This window comes from Micrococcoides hystricis (genome assembly GCF_042434215.1).
Classification (GTDB): domain Bacteria; phylum Actinomycetota; class Actinomycetes; order Actinomycetales; family Micrococcaceae; genus Micrococcoides; species Micrococcoides hystricis.
The window spans coordinates 46814-66771 of record NZ_JBHLUB010000004.1 but is presented as its reverse complement, the minus strand read 5'-3'; the positions used below and the strand labels follow the sequence as shown (position 1 = coordinate 66771).

Below are 19958 nucleotides of genomic sequence, written 5' to 3'. Positions count from 1 at the left end.
TAGACGGTCATCATTTAATATCCCGATTCGGAAGGTGCGTTAGCGCTGGTGTCTCACACCGACAAAGCTCCCCACCAACCGCAACGGATGTGTATTGGCTGCCGCCACAGTGATGACCAGGTTGCCCTGATCCGCCTGCATGTGCGTGCCGTTTCCGGAACCGACACCCCATCGGTTCACGTGGATACCGGTGCGCGAGCCGGCGGACGTGGAGCATGGTTGCATCCGAACCAGGACTGCTTCCAACGCGCCTTGAAAAGCCGCGGCTTCGCCCGAGCTTTTCGAGGCCAAGTGGACACCACAGCCTTGGCTGCGGAGTTCACGATCGCTTGCAGCGCAACCGAAAATGTCCGAGACCAACATGAAAGCGGGTCAAAGATCTGATGGAAACCCGATGACGAGCCAACGATGAGTACGCAACGATGAACCATCACCTGTGCTCACCCACGCGACAGTCAACGTCAAACCGGTCCGTGACACACTCTTAGACTTTCAAGACTTTTAGTGCGGCGCGGATCAGAAAAAGGAGAATAGTGGCCAAGATCCGTGTCCACGAACTAGCCAAGCAATACAAAATCCCCTCCAAAGAGGTCATTGCCAAACTAGAAGAAATCGGCGAATTCGTTCGCTCCGCTTCCTCGACCATCGAACCTCCGGTCGTGAAGAAGTACAAGACCAAGTTCGGCGAGCCACCTGCCGACACCAAGTCAGCTGACGCCGGTGCCAAGACCGCGAAGTCCAGCTCCGGTCCAAAACCAGCCGGCCCACGTCCAACCGGCCCGAAAGCTACACCAAAGGCTGCCGCGAAGAAGGACGAGCCAGCCAAGGAAGCTGCCGCTGAAACCAGCAAAGCCACCCCGGCTGCACCGGCCGCTAAGAAGGCTGCCCCGGGCCCAACCCCGGCGGCCCCATCACCGGCAGCAGCAAAACCAGAGACTCCACGCCCTGGCGCCAAGCCATCGGCCGCACCGAAGCCAGGCGGCGCCCCCAAGCCGGGCGCCCCACGCCCGGGCAACAACCCGTTTGCCTCCCAGCAGGGGATGCGCACTCAGGGTGAGCGTTCCGGTGGTCCGCGTCCGGGCGGTCCGCGCCCCGGTGGCCCACGCCCTTCGGCACCACGCCCAGGCAACAACCCCTTCGCGTCCCAGCAGGGCATGCGTACCCAGGGTGAGCGTTCCGGTGGTCCTCGTCCGGGCGGTCCACGTCCCGGTGGCCCACGCCCAGGGGCACCACGTCCCGGCGCACCGCGTCCAGGTGGCGCCCCAGGCACCGGCGGCCAGCGTTCCGGCGCACCCCGGCCAGGCGGCGCACCGCGTCCCGGTGGCCCAAAGCCATCCATCATGGCCGGTTCCACCGCGCCAGCTGCACCGGCCCCAGCAGGCCGCGGCGGCGGCCGCGGTCGCCCCGGTGGCGGCTCCGGTGGTCCCGGCGGCCGTGGTCGTGGCGCGCACGCACCAGGTGGCGCGTTCGGTCGCGGCGGTGGCCGTAAGCGCGGCAAGTCCAAGCGTCAGAAGCGTCAGGAACTAGAACAGCAACAGGCACCGGTCATCGGTGGCGTGAAGGTTCCGAAGGGCGATGGCGACACCGTCGTGCGTTTGCGCCGCGGCTCCTCCATCGCGGACTTTGCCGAAAAGATTAAGGCTGACCCGGCCGCACTGGTCACGGTGCTGTTCCACCTCGGTGAAATGGCGACCGCCAACCAGTCCGTGGACGAGGAAACCTTCCAGCTGCTGGGCGAAGAGATCGGCTACAAGGTCGAGATTGTCTCCCCAGAAGATGAAGACCGCGAGATCCTAGAGTCCTTCGACATCGACTTGGATGCCGAAGAGGCCGACGAAGATCCAGAAGATCTGCAGCCACGCCCACCAGTGGTCACCGTCATGGGTCACGTTGACCACGGTAAGACCCGCCTGCTGGACGCCATCCGACGCACCAACGTCGGCGAAGGCGAAGCCGGTGGTATTACCCAGCACATCGGTGCCTACCAGATCAAGGTTGACCATGAGGATGAAGAGCGCAAACTGACCTTCATCGATACCCCGGGTCACGAGGCGTTCACCGCCATGCGTGCCCGCGGTGCCCAGGTCACCGACATCGCGGTACTCGTGGTCGCTGCCGACGACGGTGTTATGCCGCAGACCGTGGAGGCGTTGAACCACTCCAAGGCTGCCGGCGTGCCGATCGTGGTCGCGGTGAACAAGATCGATAAGGAAGAAGCTTCCCCGGACAAGATCCGCGGTCAGCTCACCGAATACGGTCTGATCCCAGAAGAGTACGGTGGCGATGTCATGTTCGTGGACGTTTCCGCCCGCAACAACCTCAACATCGACCAGCTGCTCGAGGCCGTCCTGCTCACCGCAGACGCGGCCCTGGAACTGGAAGCCAACCCTGATAAGGAAGCCCGCGGTGTCGCGATTGAAGCGCACCTAGATAAGGGCCGTGGTGCGGTCGCAACCGTCCTGGTCCAGTCCGGTACCCTCAACATCGGTGACACCATCGTCTGTGGTACCGCCCACGGTCGTGTCCGCGCCATGTTCGACGAGCACGGCAACACGGTTGAGCAGGCACTGCCATCGCGTCCGGTCCAGGTACTGGGTCTGTCCAATGTGCCAAGCGCCGGTGACTCCTTCATCGTGACCGAAGACGAGCGCACCGCCCGTCAGATCGCGGAGAAGCGTGAAGCCGCCGAACGCAACGCCATCCTGGCCAAGCGTCGCAAGCGCATCACCCTGGAAGAGTTCGACCAGGCTGTTGCCGAGGGCAAGATCGACACGCTCAACCTCATCATCAAGGGCGACGTCTCCGGTGCCGTAGAGGCCCTGGAAGACTCCCTGATGAAGATCGAGGTCGGCGAGGAAGTCCAGCTGCGGGTCATTCACCGCGGTGTTGGCGCGATCACCCAGAACGACGTCAACCTGGCTACCGTCGACAACGCCATCATCATCGGCTTCAACGTCCGCCCCGCCGAGCGCGTGGCAGAATTGGCCGACGCCGAAGGTGTCGACATGCGCTTCTACTCGGTGATCTACTCGGCCATCGATGACATCGAAGCCGCGCTCAAGGGCATGCTCAAGCCGGAATACGAGGAAGTCATCCTCGGCTCCGCGGAGATCCGCGAAGTGTTCCGCTCTTCCAAGTTCGGCAACATCGCCGGTTGTATGGTCCGCGACGGGCTGATGAAGCGCAACGCCGCAGCCCGCCTGGTCCGCGACGGCGCCGTCGTTGCCGACAACCTGAGCATCAACTCGCTGCGCCGCTTCAAGGACGACGCCACCGAGGTCCGCGAGGGCTTCGAATGTGGTATCGGCCTGGGCTCCTTCAACGACATCCGCGAAGGCGACATCATCGAAAACTTCGAGATGCGCGAGAAGCCACGCAGCTAATCCAACACAGCACGTATCACGATGGCGCACCGGAACTTCCCGGTGCGCCATCGGACGCGTCAGCCAAGCCACCACCGATTATTGGATGAAGGAGACAACGGCACATGGCAGATCCAGCACGCGCCGCCCGCCTGGCACAACGCATCAAGGTGCTTGTCGCCGAGGCACTGCGCAAAGAAGTGAAAGATGAGCGGGCCACCGCCATCACCGTCACCGACGCCCGCGTCACCAACGACCTACAGCACGCGACCATTTTCTACACCATCCTCGGCGACGAGGAGACCCAGAAACAGGTCGCCGAAGTCCTGTACGCCAACCGTGGCGTGTTGCGCCGTGAAGTCGGCCGCAACCTCACCACCCGGTTGACCCCCACCTTGGAATTCGTCCACGACGAGATCCCGCAGGCAGCCTCCGCACTGGAAGATCTGCTCCGGGAAACCAAGGAACGGGACGCCAAACTCGCCGCCGAACGGGCCAACGCCCAATACGCCGGTGAAGCCGACCCGTACAAGGTCGAGTCGCGGGACGAAACCGCAGGCGATGACCGCTAACAGCAAACACCAACCAGCCAGCCCGGCCGCTTCTGCGGCCGGGCTGGTCTTGGTTGATAAGCCCGCAGGCTGGACCAGCCACGACGTCGTCGGCAAGATCCGACGACTCGCCGGAACCCGCAAAGTCGGCCACGCAGGCACCCTCGACCCCATGGCGACCGGGTTGCTGCTGGTCGGTGTCAACAAGGCCACCAAGCTGCTGACCTATCTGGTCGGAGCGGACAAGACCTACACCGCAACCATCCGGTTGGGCCAAAACACCGACACCGACGACGCCGACGGGGAGATCACCCAAACCCGCTTCGCCAACGCGGTGACCGAAGACATGATCGGCACCGCCATCGCGTCCCTGACCGGCGCGATCGATCAGGTGCCCAGCTCGGTCTCGGCCATCAAAGTCGATGGCAAGCGCGCCTACGCGCGCATCCGTGCCGGCGAACAGGTCCAGTTACAGGCCCGCCGGGTACACATCCACGATTTCTCGATTCACCGGCTCACCCGGCACGATGGCGGCCGCATCCAGGACCTCGATGTCACCGTCACCTGCTCCTCCGGCACCTACATCCGGGCGCTGGCCCGTGACTTAGGTGAGTTGCTGAACACCGGGGGCCACCTGACCGCGCTGCGCCGCACAGCCATTGGCCCCTACCGGATCGAGGCGGCCGCCACCATCGACGAGCTCACCGAGGACTTCACCATGATGGCCTTAGATAGCGCTGTCGCCGAACTCTTCCCGATCAGGCGCGTCACCGACGCCGAGGCCCTTGAACTGTGCCACGGCCGCTTCCTAGCACCAACCGCCTCCGGGGACGAGGCCACCGAGCTGACGCTGGCGCAGAGTCCATCCGGTCAAGCCGTTGCGTTGATCAGCGACAAGACCGACCGAGACGGCAACCCAGTGGCCAAACCAGAACTTGTCTTCCTCAACCCGCAGGAGCTACAGCAGTGACCTTCGACGGATACATGATCGCCGCAAGCCTGGTCTGCGCGGCGGCGGCCATCGCCGGCATCATCGCCACCATCAGGGTCCGGCACGCGGCTGACTCGTCCATCATCGGCCTGGCCCTCGTGGAACTGTTCCTGATCGTCTTCGGCATCGGCCACGGCCTGATGCTCGCCCAAGGTCACACCATGGCCGGTCCCGGTCTTGAGTTCTGGGGCTACTTCCTCACCGCCATCATCATCCCGCCGATCGCGTTCTTCTGGGCCGTGACGGATAAGACCCGGTGGTCGAACCTGATCATGGCCGCGGTCGCGATCACCATCTGGATCATGATCTGGCGCATGAACGTGCTCTGGTACGTCGGGGCCAACACCATGTTCAACCTCTAAACCCACTCAAGAAAAACCAGCTAGAAAGAGTCCGCAGCGTGTCCACCGCCCAACCAGCCAACACCGCAGCAGCGAACACCCCAACCGACCCGGACCATGCCAGCGAAGGGACGGAGCCGCCGGCCCGAAACCACGGTCTGGGCCGGATCATCGTCGCGATTTACGGGGTCTTCGCGCTCTCGGCCACCGCCCGGGCGGGCTACCAAATGTACGTCGACTTCGACCGCGCGCCGCTGGCCTACCTGCTCTCGGCACTGGCGGCCGTGGTGTACATTGTCGCGACCATCTCGCTGGCCAAGACCGGCCCGAAGGCCTACCTCGTCTCCACCTCTGCGATCATCTTCGAACTCATCGGTGTGCTTGTCATCGGCGCGATGACGGAGCTGAACCCGGAACTGTTCCCGGTCGATACGGTGTGGTCACACTTCGGCTCCGGATACGGGTACGTGCCGCTGGTGCTACCCATCATCGGGTTGGCCTGGCTGTTCTACCACCGGCGCCGGCGCTGAGCCCGGTCCCCACATCCAGCCAGCCCAAGCTCTGCTGCTAGGCTAGAACCAAGCTTGTGACCGCCGCCCAAATCTCTTGATGAGCAACACAAAGGACTTGCCACTGTGCGCATCTTCTACGGACTCGAGGACGTCCCGGCCGATTTCGGACCGTCCGTCGTGACCATCGGCAATTTCGATGGGGTCCACCGTGGACACCAAGAAGTCCTCACCCAGCTGGTCCGGGCCGGATGGCGGCACAACGCCGAGGCCGTGGCCATCACTTTTGATCCGCACCCATTGCAGATCCACGCCCCGGAACGCGCCCCGGAAATGATCTTAGGAGCCGAGGACAAGATCGCCCGGCTCAGCAACTCCGGGATCGATGCGTTGCTGATCATCAAGTATTCACTCGAATTCGCCCAAGCCACCGCCGAGGAGTTCGTCAAGAACGTCATCGTGGACGCGCTGGGGGCCCGCGCCGTGGTGGTCGGGCACGACGTGCGCTTCGGTAAAGGCAACACCGGGGACTTTGCGTGCATGGAAGAACTGGGCGCCAAGTATGACTTCACGGTGCAGGGCATCGAAGACTTTGGGGAACTGCGCCGCTGCTCCTCAACTTGGGTTCGGGAACTGTTGGCCGACGGCGATGTCGCTGGGGCCTCCGAGGTCCTAGGCCGCCCGCATATCGTGCGCGGGACCGTGGTCCATGGTGCCGCCCGTGGCCGGGAACTGGGTTTCCCCACCGCGAACCTTTCCGCCGATTCCATTGGGCTGATCCCGGCGGACGGCGTGTACGCCGGCTGGCTCATCGACGAGGAAGACCGGCGCTGGCCAGCCGCGATCTCGGTTGGCACCAACCCGACCTTCGATGGGGTAGAGCGCACGGTGGAGTCCCACGTCATTGACCGGCCGTTGTCCGAATCGGTCGAAGACTTCAACCTTTACGGGCAAGAGGTCGTCGTCGAATTCGTCGAACGCTTGCGCGGCATGGTCGCCTACCGCGGTGTTGAGGCCCTGATCGCCCAGATGCACGACGACGTCGCCAAAACCCGAGAGGTGCTCGCCCAAGATATGGGCCAACGCCTTCCGGTCGGCCAACCCACCCCGTTCCGCATCACGGCCGAAGACGCACACCCCCGGCCGGAACAACAGGGATAGCCCACACCAGGGCAACCTGGCGCCATCTCTAGTACAGCCATGTCCAACTCCAGCTCTCACGAACCCAGACTCCCCACCACCGGACCAAAGCTTCCACCGCGCAAACGCACCGACTTCGGGGCGGCGTTCACCGATGGGGCAGACCGTTACCGCGCGGTGCGGCCCAGCTATCCCGAGGATGCGCTGGACTTCATTCTCGGTGACACCGCGAAGGCGGAGGCGGCCGAGGAGAGTAGAGTCGTCGAACTCGGGGCAGGCTCCGGCCAATTGACGCAGAAGCTGCTGCAGCGGGGCTACCGCGTGCACGCCACCGAACCCTCGGCACCGATGCTGCGCGCACTGAGCACACACTTGGGACACCACGAGAACCTTGAGGCAAGTGTCGCGGCGGCTGAAGATACCGGACTGCCCGCTGGGAGCGCTGACATCGTTGTCGCCGCCCAAGCGTGGCACTGGTTCGATGTCCCGGCCGCCACCGCAGAAGCGGCCCGCATTTCGGTTCCGCAAGCCCGCTTGGGTCTGATTTGGAATCAACTAGATGTCAGTCAGCCATGGGTGCACCGGCTCAGCCGCATCATGCACGCTGGAGATGTCCACGGCATTGAGTGGCGCCCACCGCTGCAACCGGGGTACTACGGGCCAGCGGAGATGTTCCACACCTACTGGAGTCAGTCCATGGACATCGAACGCATCGTCCAGCTCGCTCAAACCCGTACCTACTGGTTGAAAGCCAAGGACGCCACTAGAAAACGTGTTGAAGAGAACATCCGTTGGTACCTGCGCGAGGAGACCGGCTTCGGCGATGATGACACCATTGATCTGCCGTACCGTTGCAGTGCCCTGCGCACCAATCTACTGCCGCAACCTGCCTAGCGGCCCGAGGATGAGGAACCGATGACACCACCAGCCATGCTTGAAATCACCTTGGCGATGCTCAGCATCGTCGGTCTGGTGCTGCTGATCACCGCGATCTTCTCTATCTCCCGGGCCATAAAGGAAGAACTGGTCTCCACCGCCTCGGCCTTGGCCTGGACACTTCTGGCACTGCTGGTCCCGGTCCTCGGACCGCTGGGGTGGTTCTACTACCGGGCCCGGCGCACCGCCGCGATTTCCGCCACCGGCATCGAGGATGTAAACTAAATAAGTTTGTAGCTGCAGTCCGCGGTGGCTACCTTTTCTTTTGTTCGCGGTACAACTCATAAGGAGTTCAGCCAGATGGCTCTTGATCCAAAGATCAAACAAGAAATCATGAAGGAATACGCCACCAAGGAAGGCGACACCGGTTCCCCAGAGGTGCAGGTTGCCGTTCTGTCCCGCCGTATCTCCGACTTGACTGAACACCTCAAGTCGCACAAGCACGATCACCACACCCGCCGTGGCCTGATGGCACTGGTTGGTCGTCGTCGTCGCATGCTGCAGTACTTGGAGGCCAAAGACATTGAACGCTACCGTGACCTGATCAAGCGTCTGGGTCTGCGCCGCTAAGCGTTCGCTTTTCGCCTACCAACACCGATCCACCCGAATCACACGGGCGGGTCGGTGTTGTCGTTTAAACACTCCGCCGTATGCAACAGCCGCCGACCGGGTTAGCCATCCGGTCAGCTGCGGGATGCACTGCGTTCTCTTTCGTCGAGTAGTCCTTGAGGCACAACCCGATAAAGAACGAATGTAAGGAAAAAACCATGGGTCTGTTCGATCGTGTCAAGCAGGCGTTTAGCGCCGCCGCAAACATCAACCCCGAGAAACTGGCGGCTGATCAATCCACCGCGCAAGCCTACGGTGAAGAACTCAACCGCATCAACAAGGTCGGCATCCCCGGCACCGGGACCATCACCGCAGCTGTCGACACCGGTGAACGTACCGCGGGCAACCCTTGGTACCAGCTCGACATTGACGTCAGTCTGCCCGGTGAAGACAGCTACTCCGTGAGCAAGCGCGAAATGGTCCCCGCCACCATGGTCGATAAGTACGCCGTCGGGACCACTCGAGGTGTCAAGGTCGATCCGCAGGACCGCAACAAAGTCATCTTCGCCAACTAACTCTTCCTTCCGGACTGCGCCCCAGACTAGAGTCGCGCACCCTAGTCTGGGGTGGGAGGAGTCTTGCGGTGCGGGGACACGGTGCTGGCTTTAGCGATACGCCAGCAAATGTGAGAAACTAAGGAACGTAATGTTCATTGACGAACTTTTCTTCTTCGTGTCTGCGGCTTCCCGTGCCGAGCGGCCCATCGTTCCGCCGCACCAGATAGTTCCGCACAACGTACACTGAGCACTCATTCGCGGTCCTCGGTAGTGACTTCCGAAACTCCCGTCACCTTGCAACCTGCTGGTACCTCGGGCGCGTTCGTGAGTCTCGATCGAAGACCGGGTGAGAAGTGTACTGACTACCCGAAGTCTTGTTCGACACACACGAAAGGAGGGTTCACCTCTTGAAGGGAACCCAATTTACTGAAGCCGTAATTGACAACGGCAGCTACGGTCAGCGCACCATCCGTTTTGAAACCGGTCGCCTGGCCCAGCAAGCCGCCGGTGCCGTCATGGTCTACCTCGATGACGAAACCGCAATGCTCTCCACCACCGCCGCAGGCTCCAAGCCACGCGAAGGTTTCGACTTCTTCCCACTGACGGTCGATGTTGAAGAGCGCATGTACGCAGCCGGCCGCATCCCAGGCTCGTTCTTCCGCCGCGAAGGCCGTCCAACCACCGACGCCATCCTGGCCTGCCGCCTGATCGACCGCCCGCTGCGCCCAGCCTTCATCTCCGGTCTGCGCAACGAAGTTCAGGTCATCGTCACCATCATGTCGATGGCCCCGGATGAGCTGTACGACGTGGTGGCCATCAACGCCGCCTCGCTGTCCACCCAGATGTCCGGCCTGCCATTCTCCGGCCCCATCGGCGGTGTCCGCATGGCCCTGATGGTCGAGAACGGCAAGTCCCAGTGGGTGGCCTTCCCAACCCACTCCCAGCTGCAGAACGCCGTGTTCAACATGGTCGTTGCCGGCCGCATCGTCGAAGACGATATCGCCATCATGATGGTTGAAGCTGAAGCCACCGATGACGCCTGGACCCTGATCAAGGAACAGGGCGCCGTCGCACCAACCGAAGAGGTTGTCGCCGAAGGCCTGGAAGCTGCCAAACCGTTCATCCGCACCCTGTGCGAAGCGCAGGCTGATCTGGCCGACGCTGCCGGCAAGGAAGTCCAAGAATACCCAGTGTTCAAGGACTTCGAGGACGACGTCTACGAGGCTGTCTCCGCTAAGGCCGGCGCCAAGATCGAAGAGATCTACTCCATCGCAGGCAAGCAGGAGCGCGAAGACGCTGCCAACGCTTACGCCAACGAGGTCCTCGACGAACTGTGTGCCGAAGGTGCCCAGTTCGAGGAGCGTGACTCTGAGGTAGCCAAGGCCATCCAGGCTCTGACCAAGTCCACCATCCGCCGCCGGATCCTCACCGACCAGTTCCGCATCGACGGTCGCGGTCTGGCCGACATCCGCAAGCTTTCCGCCGAAGTGGATGTGCTGCCACGGGTCCACGGTTCGGCCTTGTTCGAACGCGGTGAAACCCAGATCCTGGGTGTAACCACCTTGAACATGCTCAAGATGGAACAGCAGATCGATTCGCTCTCCCCGGAGACCACGAAGCGGTACATGCACAACTACAACTTCCCGCCGTACTCCACCGGTGAAACCGGCCGTGTCGGTTCGCCGAAGCGCCGCGAGATCGGCCACGGTGCCCTCGCCGAGCGCGCCATCGTGCCGGTACTGCCATCCCGTGAAGAGTTCCCGTACGCCATCCGCCAGGTCTCTGAGGCGCTGGGCTCCAACGGCTCCACCTCCATGGGCTCGGTCTGTGCCTCCACCCTGTCCCTGCTGCAAGCCGGTGTGCCACTGCGCGCCTCGGTTGCCGGTATCGCCATGGGCTTGGTCTCCGACGAAGTCAACGGTGAAACCAGCTACGCGGCCCTGACCGACATCCTCGGTGCCGAAGACGCCTTCGGTGACATGGACTTCAAGGTGGCCGGTACCTCCGAATTCATCACCGCCATCCAGCTCGATACCAAACTCGACGGCATCCCAGCCGCCGTGTTGGCAGCCGCACTGCAGCAGGCTCGTGAAGCCCGCCTGCACATCCTCTCGGTCATGAACGAGGCCATTGACGCCCCGGATGAGATGGCCCCGACCGCGCCACGGATCATCTCCGTGAAGATCCCAGTGGACAAGATCGGTGAAGTCATCGGCCCTAAGGGCAAGATGATCAACCAGATCCAAGAAGACACCGGTGCGGACATCTCCATCGAGGACGACGGCACCGTGCTGATCGGCGCAACCGAAGGCTCCGCCGCAGAAGCTGCACGCGACGCCATCAACGCGATCGCCAACCCGCAGGTCCCAGAAGTGGGCGAACGCTACCTAGGTACCGTGGTCAAGACCACCACCTTCGGCGCGTTCATCTCCCTGACCCCGGGCAAGGACGGTCTGCTGCACATCTCCGAACTGCGCAAGATCAACAACGGCAAGCGCGTGGAAGATGTCGAAGACGTCGTCAACGTGGGTCAGAAGATCCAGGTCGAAATCTCCAAGATCGATGACCGTGGCAAGCTCTCCCTGGTCCCTGTCATTGTCGACAACGACAGCGACGACGAGTCCGATGAGGACGAGAACTAAGTCCTGACACTGATCGATTGCTCACCTCAGTCGTGAGCACGGTCGGTTAGCCTGTCCCGGGCCCTGCATCCCTGCATGGATGCGGTGCCCGGGACAGCTGCATTTAAGCCCCCTACAAGCCACGTTGTCGATGCCGGCTGCGGGCGCAAGCCAGCCGGTGTGTTTTCAGACGCACGGAGTCGGTGCCCAGCAGTGCGGACAAAAAAGTCTCCACAAAAACTCTGAACTAGACGTTTCGACGTCTTAATCCGGTTACTGGCGTGTAGCTGCTTGATCTACGTCACATTTGACGGATATGTTTATCCCATTCATCACAACTTTCCTTATCTGAGGGGATAGGACACGTTCCGTGGAACAACTTGAAACTATATTGGGTGATATTGGCACCATTGTGTGGGGCCCTTGGTTCCTCATCCCATTGCTGCTTGGTACAGGGTTGTACCTGACGATTCGTCTTGGCGGCCTACAATTCACAAAACTCTTTCCCGCTCTCACCTTGGGCATCATCAAACGCAAAGACGCTGGTTCCGAAGGTGACATTTCCCAGTTCCAGGCGCTCACCACAGCGTTGGCCGCCACCGTGGGCACCGGTAACATCGTCGGTGTCGCCACCGCGTTGGCTATCGGTGGTCCGGGCGCCCTGTTCTGGATGTGGGTCACTGGCCTGCTAGGCATGGCATCCAAATACTCCGAAGCTTTCTTGGGTGTTCGCTACCGCGCCACCGATGAGGCGGGGGAGAAGTCCGGTGGTCCACAGCTGTACCTCGAAAAGGGCATCAAGGGCCCGATCGGTAAGATTCTGGCTGTGTCCTTCGCGATCTTCGCGTTCTTGGCCTGCTTCGGTATCGGCAACATGACCCAGGCCAACTCCATCTCCGCCAACGTGGAGAACACCATGGGCATCGCCCCATGGGTGACCGGTCTGGTCCTGACGGTCGGCGCTTTCGTAGTGCTGGTCGGCGGTATTAAGTCGATTGGTCGCGTGACAGCGGCTCTCGTGCCGTTCATGGTCGTCTTCTACGTCATCGGCGCCCTGCTGATTCTGGCCATCAACTTGGACGGTATTCCGGCCGCGTTCGCGCAGATCTTCACTGATGCGTTTACCGGTACCTCGGCCGTGGGTGGTTTCGCCGGTTCCGTCATCATGATTGCCGTCCAGTACGGTGTGGCTCGCGGTATTTTCTCCAACGAGTCCGGTATGGGTTCGGCCGCTATCGCTGCCGCTGCCGCGCAGACCAGCCACCCGGTTCGCCAGGGTCTGGTTTCCATGACCCAGACCTTCATCGACACCATTATCGTGGTGACCTGCACCGGTTTGGTCATCATCACCACCGGTGTTTGGGAGAAGGGCGAAGAGTTCGCCGGCACCATGACCGCCGAGGCCTTCTCGCACGGGTTGCCGGGCGAGTGGGGTCAGTGGATCGTGACCGTCGGCTTGGTTCTGTTCGCGTTCTCCACCCTGCTGGGCTGGTCCTACTACGGTGAGCGCAACGTCGAGCGTCTGTTCGGCCGGAAGATGGTTATGCCGTTCCGCGTCCTGTTCTCGCTGGTCGTGTTCGTCGGTGCTACCACCCCGCTGGCTGTGGTCTGGAACTTCTCCGACATCATGAACGGTCTGATGGCGCTGCCGAACCTCATCGGTCTGCTGGTGCTCTCTGGCCTGATTGCCCGTGAGACCCGTTGGTACCTGAAGCACGATCCGAAGCTGCGGGCTACCAAGGAAGAGGTGGAAGCCTTCATGGCCGACCAGCCGGGCTGGGACGAGTGGAAAGCCGGCGACATTGTCGGTTCCTCCCGCGCCCACATCCACCAAGACCACTAGTGCTCAAACACGGTCAGCACAGCTGACCAAAAGCTAACGTTGATGGCCCCCAAGCCAGCCGGGATCCCGGCGGTTTGGGGGCCATTGACGTTAATGTGTTGTGGCTGGTTCCTAGCCGCCGGCGAAGGGTGGCAGCACATCGACCTGGACGCCCGGGGTGATGGTCTGGGCCGGGTCCTTGGTGGAGCGTCCGTTGATCAAAAAGCTGCAGTGGGTCAACACTGAAGCCAAGTCGGGGGTGTGCTCACTGGCAGAGACGGGGAACCGTTCCTGGAGCACCCGTTGCAGTGCGCCGAGGGTGGCCACGGCTGCGGTGGGGGAGAGCTGCTCCCACGCAATGAGTTCCTGCTCGCGTCCGGCGGAGGCCTGTGCAGCAGCAAAGAAGCGGACCAGCACACCGGCTGGCATTACGGTCTCAGTCATGAATTCCTTTAGCCTCCGATGGCGCTCATCGACCGATCGGGTTGAACAAAATCTTTCTCGCCCAAACCGGTACGGTCCATGCCGTGGGCACGAGGCTTTGCGTACATGGCTGCGGCCCACGTCTTGGCGATGGTCTCATCATCGGCCTCGGAGCGGAGCAGCGAACGCAGATCAACCTCGGTGGTGGAGAACAAGCAACTCATCACGTGCCCCTCGGCCGTGATGCGGGTGCGCTTACAGTCGCCACAGAACGGTTCGGTGACTGAAGCGATAATCCCGACCACCCCGAGCGCCTTCTCCGGGCAACAAAGGGCTTCTTCTTCGGTCACGGTCGCCGGGAAAACCAAATACCGTTCGGCGGGGGCACCGGCACGTGGGGCCGGCTCCGGTACCAAGGTGTAGCTGCCACGAATCTGCTGGCGGATCTCTTCGGCGGTGACGGTGCCTTCTTTGGTCCACCCGCGGTCGGCGTCCAACGGCATTTGTTCGATGAAGCGCAGCTGATAATTGTGTTCCAGCGCCCAAGAAACCAGATCAACTACGTGGTCATCATTGATGTGACGCATCAGCACCGAATTGATCTTGACCGGCTGCAGCCCGGCGGCGTAGGCGGCCTTGATGCCTTCCAACACGCGGGGAAGGTGGTCGCGGCGGGTCAATTGGGCGAACGTTTCCTCGTGAAGCGTGTCCAACGAGATGTTGATTCTGCTCAGCCCGGCGGCGGCCAGTTGAGCGGCTTTGGCGTCGAGACCGATCCCGTTGGTCGTCAAGGAGATCGGTAACTCGGGGTGTGCGGCACGTAGCGCGGCGATGATCTCTACCAAGTCGGCGCGGACCAAGGGTTCGCCACCGGTAAGCCGCAGTTCTTCGATGCCGAGCTGGTCCACTCCAATGCGGACGAGTCGAAGTATTTCTTCCTTGGTTAGCAACTCGTTTTTCGGCAGCCAGTCCATGCCTTCGGCGGGCATGCAGTAGGTACAGCGCAAATTGCATTTATCGATCAGGGATAGGCGCAAGTCGGTAGCGACTCGTCCAAACCGATCAACGAGCCCGGCTGTCAGGTCAACGCCGTCGACGTCCAAGCGTGGTCGGAATGACGGCATACCGAGAGATGTAACCATAGGTCTACCAAGTCTAGCCGGTTCGTAATCTTGCTGAGCCAGATTTGGTACAGGTAGTGTTGCGCTTGAGCCAGACGCGAACGCGTGCTGGCTTCCAACCGCTCATTTCGCCGGACAGAGGGCGATCTAAACATGGACGTATTTCCCCGGTTGGCTACAAAGGAATAAGAAAATGCAACAACGCACGACTCTGTTAGCGCGGCTTGCAGCACTCAGTGCTGCCGGGCTGCTGGCACTGACCGCCTGCGGATCACCATCGGGTCAAAACGACGGCCAAGATGGTGCAGGCTCTGATGGGGCAGGTGCCATCACGGTTTCCGCTGCCGCATCGTTGACTGATGTGATTGAAGAACTGGAAACCGAGTACCAGAAAGAGCACGAAGATTTCGCGCTCAAAACCAACTTGGGTGCTTCCTCCAAGTTGGTGCAGCAGATCAATGAAGGCCAAGATGCCCAGCTGCTGATCACCGCCGATGAGGACGCCATCAAGACTCTGGATGAGTCCCTCAACTACGAAAATGACGGCCGCGTGGTTACCAACACCCTTGTCCTAGCCGTCAGTAACGATTGGGCCGAGAAACAAGACTCCGATCAGGCAACTTCCGATCCGCACTACGTGCTGGAAAACGCCAAGGTCGCCATTTGCGCCCCCGATGTTCCGTGCGGACGTAACACCGCCAAATGGTTGGATAAGAACAAACCAGAAGGGTTCCAAGCGACCACGGAGGAAGACAACGTCCGTAACACGCTGTCTAAGGTTGTTGCCGGTGAAGTCGATGCCGCGTTCGTGTACGCCACCGACCAAGCCACCGCTAGGGACACCACGACTGCGGTGACCCTGCCCGGTGCGGAGGTCCAAGGCTACCCGTTGATGGTGTCCCCGGATGCCAGCCAACAGGCCAAGGACTTCGCAGCATGGCTGAAGGAAGATACCGCTCAGTCCATCTTTGAAGACGCTGGCTTCGGCTCCCCGGACGCCAACTAATTCACCGCACCTTCAAAAGCCCCCGCTGAAAACGCAGTACCGCCGTTTCGGTTCCGGTCACCTGGTACGACACCACGTGACCGGAACCGGCTCGGCCATCATGGTGCGAGTCAGGGGTAGGGCCCAGCGATGAAAAAGTCTTTGGAGGACGTTCCGATGGTACGGGTGAAGTCGAAGTCGACCTCCCTCCGTTTGTTTCCGGTCTGGCTGTGGGTACCCGCTATCATCACGTTGATCGCGATTGCCGGTCCACTGGTCGCACTGTTCGTGCGTGCCCCATGGCCGGAGATCCCCACTTTGATCGCCACCGACGAGGCGCTCTCGGCGCTGAGATTGTCGTTGATGACCTCCGGTATCACGACCGTGATCTGTTTCCTGTTCGGGCTGCCGCTGTCCATCATCCTGGTGCGTTCTCAAGCGCGCTGGGCCCGATTGTCCCGGGGAATCATCATGATCCCCTTGGTGCTTTCCCCCGTGGTCTCCGGTATCTGCCTGCTGTACTTTTGGGGCAGAAACGGTCTGGTGGGTATGTTCTTGGCCGAATACGATATCCAGATCGCCTTCACCACGGTGGCGGTGATCTTAGTGCAATGTTTCGTGGCGATGCCGTTCTTTGTGGTCTCCGCGATGGACTCCTTGGGTTCGGTCGACGAAGAACTGCAACTTGCGGCGGCCAACGCCGGGGCCAGTAATTGGCAGATTCTGCGGCACATTACATTGCCGCTGGCAGCACCCGGCATCATCTCCGGGACAATGCTGGCATTCGCCCGGTCCCTGGGGGAGTACGGCGCCACGATCACCTTTGCTGGCTCGGTAGCCGATGTAACCCGGACCTTGCCGTTGCAGATTGAGCTCAGCCTGAACTCTTCCACCCCGCAGTTGGCTGTCGGTTTGAGTCTGATCTTGATTAGTCTGTATCTAGTGGTTCTGCTGGGTACCCGCCTTGCTGCCAGCCTCGGAAAATCGCTGGTGCGCTAGCCACGAGCCGCAGGCAGAGAGAAGACCATGAGCACTGAACGCCTCGACGTAGATGCATACCGAAACCGTGTCCGCCACCTGTTGGCGCCCGCGCTTCGGCGTGCCTTCGATTCATCGGGCACGGGAAAGACTCTCGCCTCGAGGCAGGGGCACCGTGCCCCGTTGCAGCACTTGCTCGGGGCGCAGCTGAGCGAAGATGTGGTCGCGAGGGTCTCGCTGCCGTTTTTTGATAACAGCCAGATGGACGGTTACGCGGTCAATGCGGCCGACTTGGCTGAGCTTGTCCCTGGTGCAGACGGCCGCGAAATGCCGGTGGTCGCAACTATTGCTGCCGGTTTGAGGCCAGAGCCACTGCAGCCTGGCACCACAGCGGCGATCATGACCGGGGCGCAGGTCCCCGAAGGTGCCACCGCCGTCGTGCCGGTCGAGGATGCCCTGCCCAGTACTTTTGCTGACGGTATTCCTGACTCGGTGCGATTCACCCGCCCGGTGCAACCCGGAACTTTCATCCGATCCGCAGGCAGCGACTTGCAAGCCGGAACGGTCATCGCCACCGCAGGCCAGCGACTGACCCCACGGCTTCTAGGCGTGTGCGCCGCCCTAGGACTGGGCGAGACAGACGTGGCCGTCGAGTCAGTCACTTCCTTAGAGGCGACACATCCTCGGCCGACAGTGTTGGTGATTTCTACCGGCGATGAGGTCGTGGCACCGGGCACCGTGCCGGCAACCCAGCTGGCCGGTTCCGGGAAGATCTTCGATGCGAACACCACGTTGCTAGCGACCACGCTGACTGACTACGGGTGTGAGGCCGTGGTCAGACGCCCCAGTGACGACAACCCAGAACAGTTCGTCGCCACACTGACCGAACTGGTGGCCACGCTGAAACCGGACTTCATTCTCAGCAGTGGTGGCGTTTCCGCCGGTGCCTTCGAGGTCGTCAAACTCGCTCTGCAAACCCACGGAGTCAGCTTCTCCAAGGTGGCAATGCAACCTGGCGGCCCCCAAGGCAGCGGGCTCCTGCAACTTCCCGGACATGACCCTCTCCCGCTGCTGGCCCTACCCGGCAATCCGGTCAGCTGCTGGATTTCGGTGGAAGCGTTCGTCCGTCCCGTCCTCGTGGAAGCCGGACTACGTCGTGCAACAAGTGAGCACCTGTCACCCCGTCGCACCTTCACGGCAGAGCTGCGCCTTGAGACCGCCAGCGAACCTTCACCGAAAGCCTTGCTGCAGCTGCGCCGAGCCCACGTTGATGAGGCCGGGCACGTAGAATTAGTTGCAGGCCCCAGCTCTCACCTGTTGACGGCACTAGCCCACGCCAATGCGATCGTGCCCGTACCAGTTGGTGTAGACCACCTCAGCAACGGCCAACAGATCGACGGTTGGCATCTAGAGAACGGATAGAAACGCTGCAATCGCAACCTCAGCACGAATCATCCACGAACCCAGGCAGCAGCCAAGAACACGCCGATCAGCTGACGCACGTCAGGACCGACGGCACCGCCCACATGGTCGATATCTCCGCCAAGACGGTCACCGATCGAACTGCCCGGGCCCAAGCCATTCTCCAGACCACCGAACAGGTCACCGCGCTTCTGGCTGAGGGCGGCCTGCCCAAAGGTGATGCCCTCGCGGTCGCTCGGGTAGCGGGCATCATGGCCACAAAGAAAACATCAGAGCTGATTCCGCTATGTCACCCGTTGCCGGTCACCAAAGTCAGCGTCGACTTTGAGCTAGAAACCGGAGAACCCGGCCAGGTCCGCATCCTGGTGGAAGTCAAAACCAGCGGCAAAACCGGGGTGGAAATGGAAGCTTTGACCGGTGCGGCAGGCGCGGGGCTAACCCTGTATGACATGATCAAAGCAGTCGACAAACACGCCGTGCTCACGGACATCAAGGTTCTGGCCAAGTCCGGTGGCAAGTCCGGCGATTGGGAGGTCTGAAGCATGCCTGAAGCCGCACACGAATACCAACCCGCTGACGAGGATATCCGGGACCCGCAAGCCCGCGTTTTAGCGCCGGTGATCGTCTCCACGCGCGCGGCTCAAGGGATCTATGAGGACGCTTCGGCGAAGGTCATCAAGCAATATGGCACCGACGCAGGCTTCGTCGTCCGCCCACCCGTCATCATCCCCGATGGGGAAGCCGTCCTCGCCGTCCTCACCGAACTGCTGACTCAAATCGAACCGGCCGTCATCATCACCAGCGGCGGCACCGGGCTCAGCCTGGACGACATGACCCCGGAATTCACGGCGCCTCTGCTGGAGAAAGAAATCCCCGGCATCATGGAGGCCATCCGAGAACACGGTCGCAGCAAGACCCCGTTCGCCGCACTGTCCCGTGGCGTGGCCGGCGTCGCCGGCACGACCGTCGTAGTCAACCTGCCCGGCAGCCCCAAAGCGGTTCAAGACGGGATGGAAGTCTTGGCCACCTTGCTGCCACACTTATGCGACCAAGTGGCCGGGAAGCGCTCCGGCCACCCGGCACCGCACGCAGACGGGAAAGAACCCACAACCTCGGTGCGCGAGGCCGACGTCGAACACACCGAAAAAAACGCCGCCATCGCCTACGCGGATGAACCCGGAACGGTCGTCCACGCCAGCGTGAGTGAGACGGCCATCGACCCGGCCCGAGCCGAGGCGGAAGTAGCATCAGAATATTACGGTGCCGTGGTGAGCTTCAGCGGCGTGGTGCGCAACCACGACGGGGGCAAAGATGTCCAGAAACTCTCTTACAGCCATCACCCCAGCGCCACCGAGCTCGTCTCAGCGCTGGCCCAACAAGTCGGCGAACGCCATCCTGGCACCCGGCTGTGGGTGAGCCACCGCGTAGGCCAGCTAGCCATTGGCGACTACGCCCTCGTAGCCTCCGCAGCCTCGGCTCACCGAGCCGAGGCATTCGCCGCCTGCCAAGACCTAGTCGAAACCATCAAGTACCAGCTGCCCATCTGGAAAGAACAATTCTTCTCCGACGGCAACGTCGAATGGGTCGGCATCGGCGACGACGACACCAAACAGGGCTAAAACAGCCAAACGCACGCACATAACTAGAAGA

20 protein-coding genes are annotated in these 19958 nt (G+C 61.6%); 18 read left to right on the top strand and 2 right to left on the bottom strand.

What is annotated here, in order from left to right:
- The first annotated feature begins 48 nt into the window (after nt 1-48).
- From ACFFFR_RS03695 to ACFFFR_RS03635, 13 genes are all read left to right on the top strand, one after another.
- Nucleotides 49-384 carry a YlxR family protein gene (locus ACFFFR_RS03695; protein ID WP_377458183.1) on the top strand — a complete coding sequence of 112 codons (336 nt, stop codon included), beginning with the start codon at nt 49-51 and terminating at the stop codon, nt 382-384.
- Between the two features lie 149 nt (nt 385-533).
- Nucleotides 534-3383, top strand: coding sequence for a translation initiation factor IF-2 (infB, locus tag ACFFFR_RS03690; RefSeq protein ID WP_377458182.1), 2850 nt, complete (start codon nt 534-536; stop codon nt 3381-3383).
- A gap of 104 nt (nt 3384-3487) precedes the next feature.
- Nucleotides 3488-3934, top strand: coding sequence for a 30S ribosome-binding factor RbfA (gene rbfA, locus ACFFFR_RS03685; RefSeq protein ID WP_377458181.1), 447 nt, complete (start codon nt 3488-3490; stop codon nt 3932-3934).
- The gene (gene truB, locus ACFFFR_RS03680) at nt 3924-4883 is read left to right on the top strand and encodes a tRNA pseudouridine(55) synthase TruB (protein ID WP_377458180.1); all 960 of its coding nucleotides are present in this window, start codon (nt 3924-3926) and stop codon (nt 4881-4883) included. The genes rbfA and truB overlap by 11 nt, the downstream gene beginning before the upstream one ends.
- Nucleotides 4880-5266, top strand: a complete 387-nt coding sequence (locus ACFFFR_RS03675; protein ID WP_377458179.1) for a hypothetical protein — start codon at nt 4880-4882, stop codon at nt 5264-5266. The genes truB and ACFFFR_RS03675 overlap by 4 nt, the downstream gene beginning before the upstream one ends.
- Nucleotides 5267-5304: 38 nt before the next feature.
- Nucleotides 5305-5775: a hypothetical protein gene (locus ACFFFR_RS03670; RefSeq protein WP_377458178.1), complete on the top strand. Its 471-nt coding sequence runs from the start codon at nt 5305-5307 to the stop codon at nt 5773-5775.
- A gap of 105 nt (nt 5776-5880) precedes the next feature.
- Nucleotides 5881-6915 carry a bifunctional riboflavin kinase/FAD synthetase gene (locus ACFFFR_RS03665; protein WP_377458177.1) on the top strand — a complete coding sequence of 345 codons (1035 nt, stop codon included), beginning with the start codon at nt 5881-5883 and terminating at the stop codon, nt 6913-6915.
- A 39-nt stretch (nt 6916-6954) separates the two neighbouring features.
- The gene (locus ACFFFR_RS03660; RefSeq protein ID WP_377458176.1) at nt 6955-7788 is read left to right on the top strand and encodes a class I SAM-dependent methyltransferase; all 834 of its coding nucleotides are present in this window, start codon (nt 6955-6957) and stop codon (nt 7786-7788) included.
- Nucleotides 7789-7809: 21 nt separating this feature from the next.
- A complete protein-coding gene (locus ACFFFR_RS03655) occupies nt 7810-8055 on the top strand; it encodes a PLDc N-terminal domain-containing protein (protein ID WP_377458175.1) in 246 nt (81 codons plus the stop codon).
- 75 nt (nt 8056-8130) lie between these two features.
- On the top strand, nt 8131-8400 hold the full coding sequence (gene rpsO, locus ACFFFR_RS03650; RefSeq protein WP_377458174.1) for a 30S ribosomal protein S15: 270 nt from the start codon (nt 8131-8133) through the stop codon (nt 8398-8400).
- Nucleotides 8401-8597: 197 nt separating this feature from the next.
- Entirely contained in the window at nt 8598-8954 is a 357-nt protein-coding gene (locus tag ACFFFR_RS03645) for a hypothetical protein (RefSeq protein ID WP_377458173.1), read from the top strand.
- Nucleotides 8955-9343: 389 nt separating this feature from the next.
- A complete protein-coding gene (locus ACFFFR_RS03640; protein WP_377458172.1) occupies nt 9344-11578 on the top strand; it encodes a polyribonucleotide nucleotidyltransferase in 2235 nt (744 codons plus the stop codon).
- A gap of 349 nt (nt 11579-11927) precedes the next feature.
- On the top strand, nt 11928-13400 hold the full coding sequence (locus ACFFFR_RS03635) for an alanine/glycine:cation symporter family protein (RefSeq protein ID WP_377458171.1): 1473 nt from the start codon (nt 11928-11930) through the stop codon (nt 13398-13400).
- A gap of 111 nt (nt 13401-13511) precedes the next feature.
- On the opposite strand, the gene ACFFFR_RS03630 is transcribed toward ACFFFR_RS03635, so the two are convergent.
- On the bottom strand, nt 13512-13823 hold the full coding sequence (locus tag ACFFFR_RS03630; protein WP_377458170.1) for a MoaD/ThiS family protein: 312 nt from the start codon (nt 13821-13823) through the stop codon (nt 13512-13514).
- Between the two features lie 8 nt (nt 13824-13831).
- Nucleotides 13832-14926, bottom strand: coding sequence for a GTP 3',8-cyclase MoaA (gene moaA, locus ACFFFR_RS03625; protein WP_377458169.1), 1095 nt, complete (start codon nt 14924-14926; stop codon nt 13832-13834).
- A gap of 190 nt (nt 14927-15116) precedes the next feature.
- Here moaA and modA point away from each other — a divergent pair, with 190 nt between their 5' ends.
- The 5 genes from modA (at nt 15117) to ACFFFR_RS03600 (ending at nt 19927) form a co-directional block, all read left to right on the top strand.
- Nucleotides 15117-15929, top strand: a complete 813-nt coding sequence (modA, locus tag ACFFFR_RS03620; protein WP_377458168.1) for a molybdate ABC transporter substrate-binding protein — start codon at nt 15117-15119, stop codon at nt 15927-15929.
- A gap of 156 nt (nt 15930-16085) precedes the next feature.
- Entirely contained in the window at nt 16086-16907 is an 822-nt protein-coding gene (gene modB, locus ACFFFR_RS03615) for a molybdate ABC transporter permease subunit (protein WP_377458167.1), read from the top strand.
- 27 nt (nt 16908-16934) lie between these two features.
- On the top strand, nt 16935-18308 hold the full coding sequence (locus ACFFFR_RS03610) for a molybdopterin molybdotransferase MoeA (RefSeq protein ID WP_377458166.1): 1374 nt from the start codon (nt 16935-16937) through the stop codon (nt 18306-18308).
- Between the two features lie 71 nt (nt 18309-18379).
- Nucleotides 18380-18847, top strand: coding sequence for a cyclic pyranopterin monophosphate synthase MoaC (gene moaC, locus ACFFFR_RS03605; RefSeq protein WP_377458209.1), 468 nt, complete (start codon nt 18380-18382; stop codon nt 18845-18847).
- Between the two features lie 3 nt (nt 18848-18850).
- On the top strand, nt 18851-19927 hold the full coding sequence (locus ACFFFR_RS03600) for a molybdenum cofactor biosynthesis protein MoaE (RefSeq protein WP_377458165.1): 1077 nt from the start codon (nt 18851-18853) through the stop codon (nt 19925-19927).
- The last annotated feature ends 31 nt before the right edge of the window (nt 19928-19958 follow it).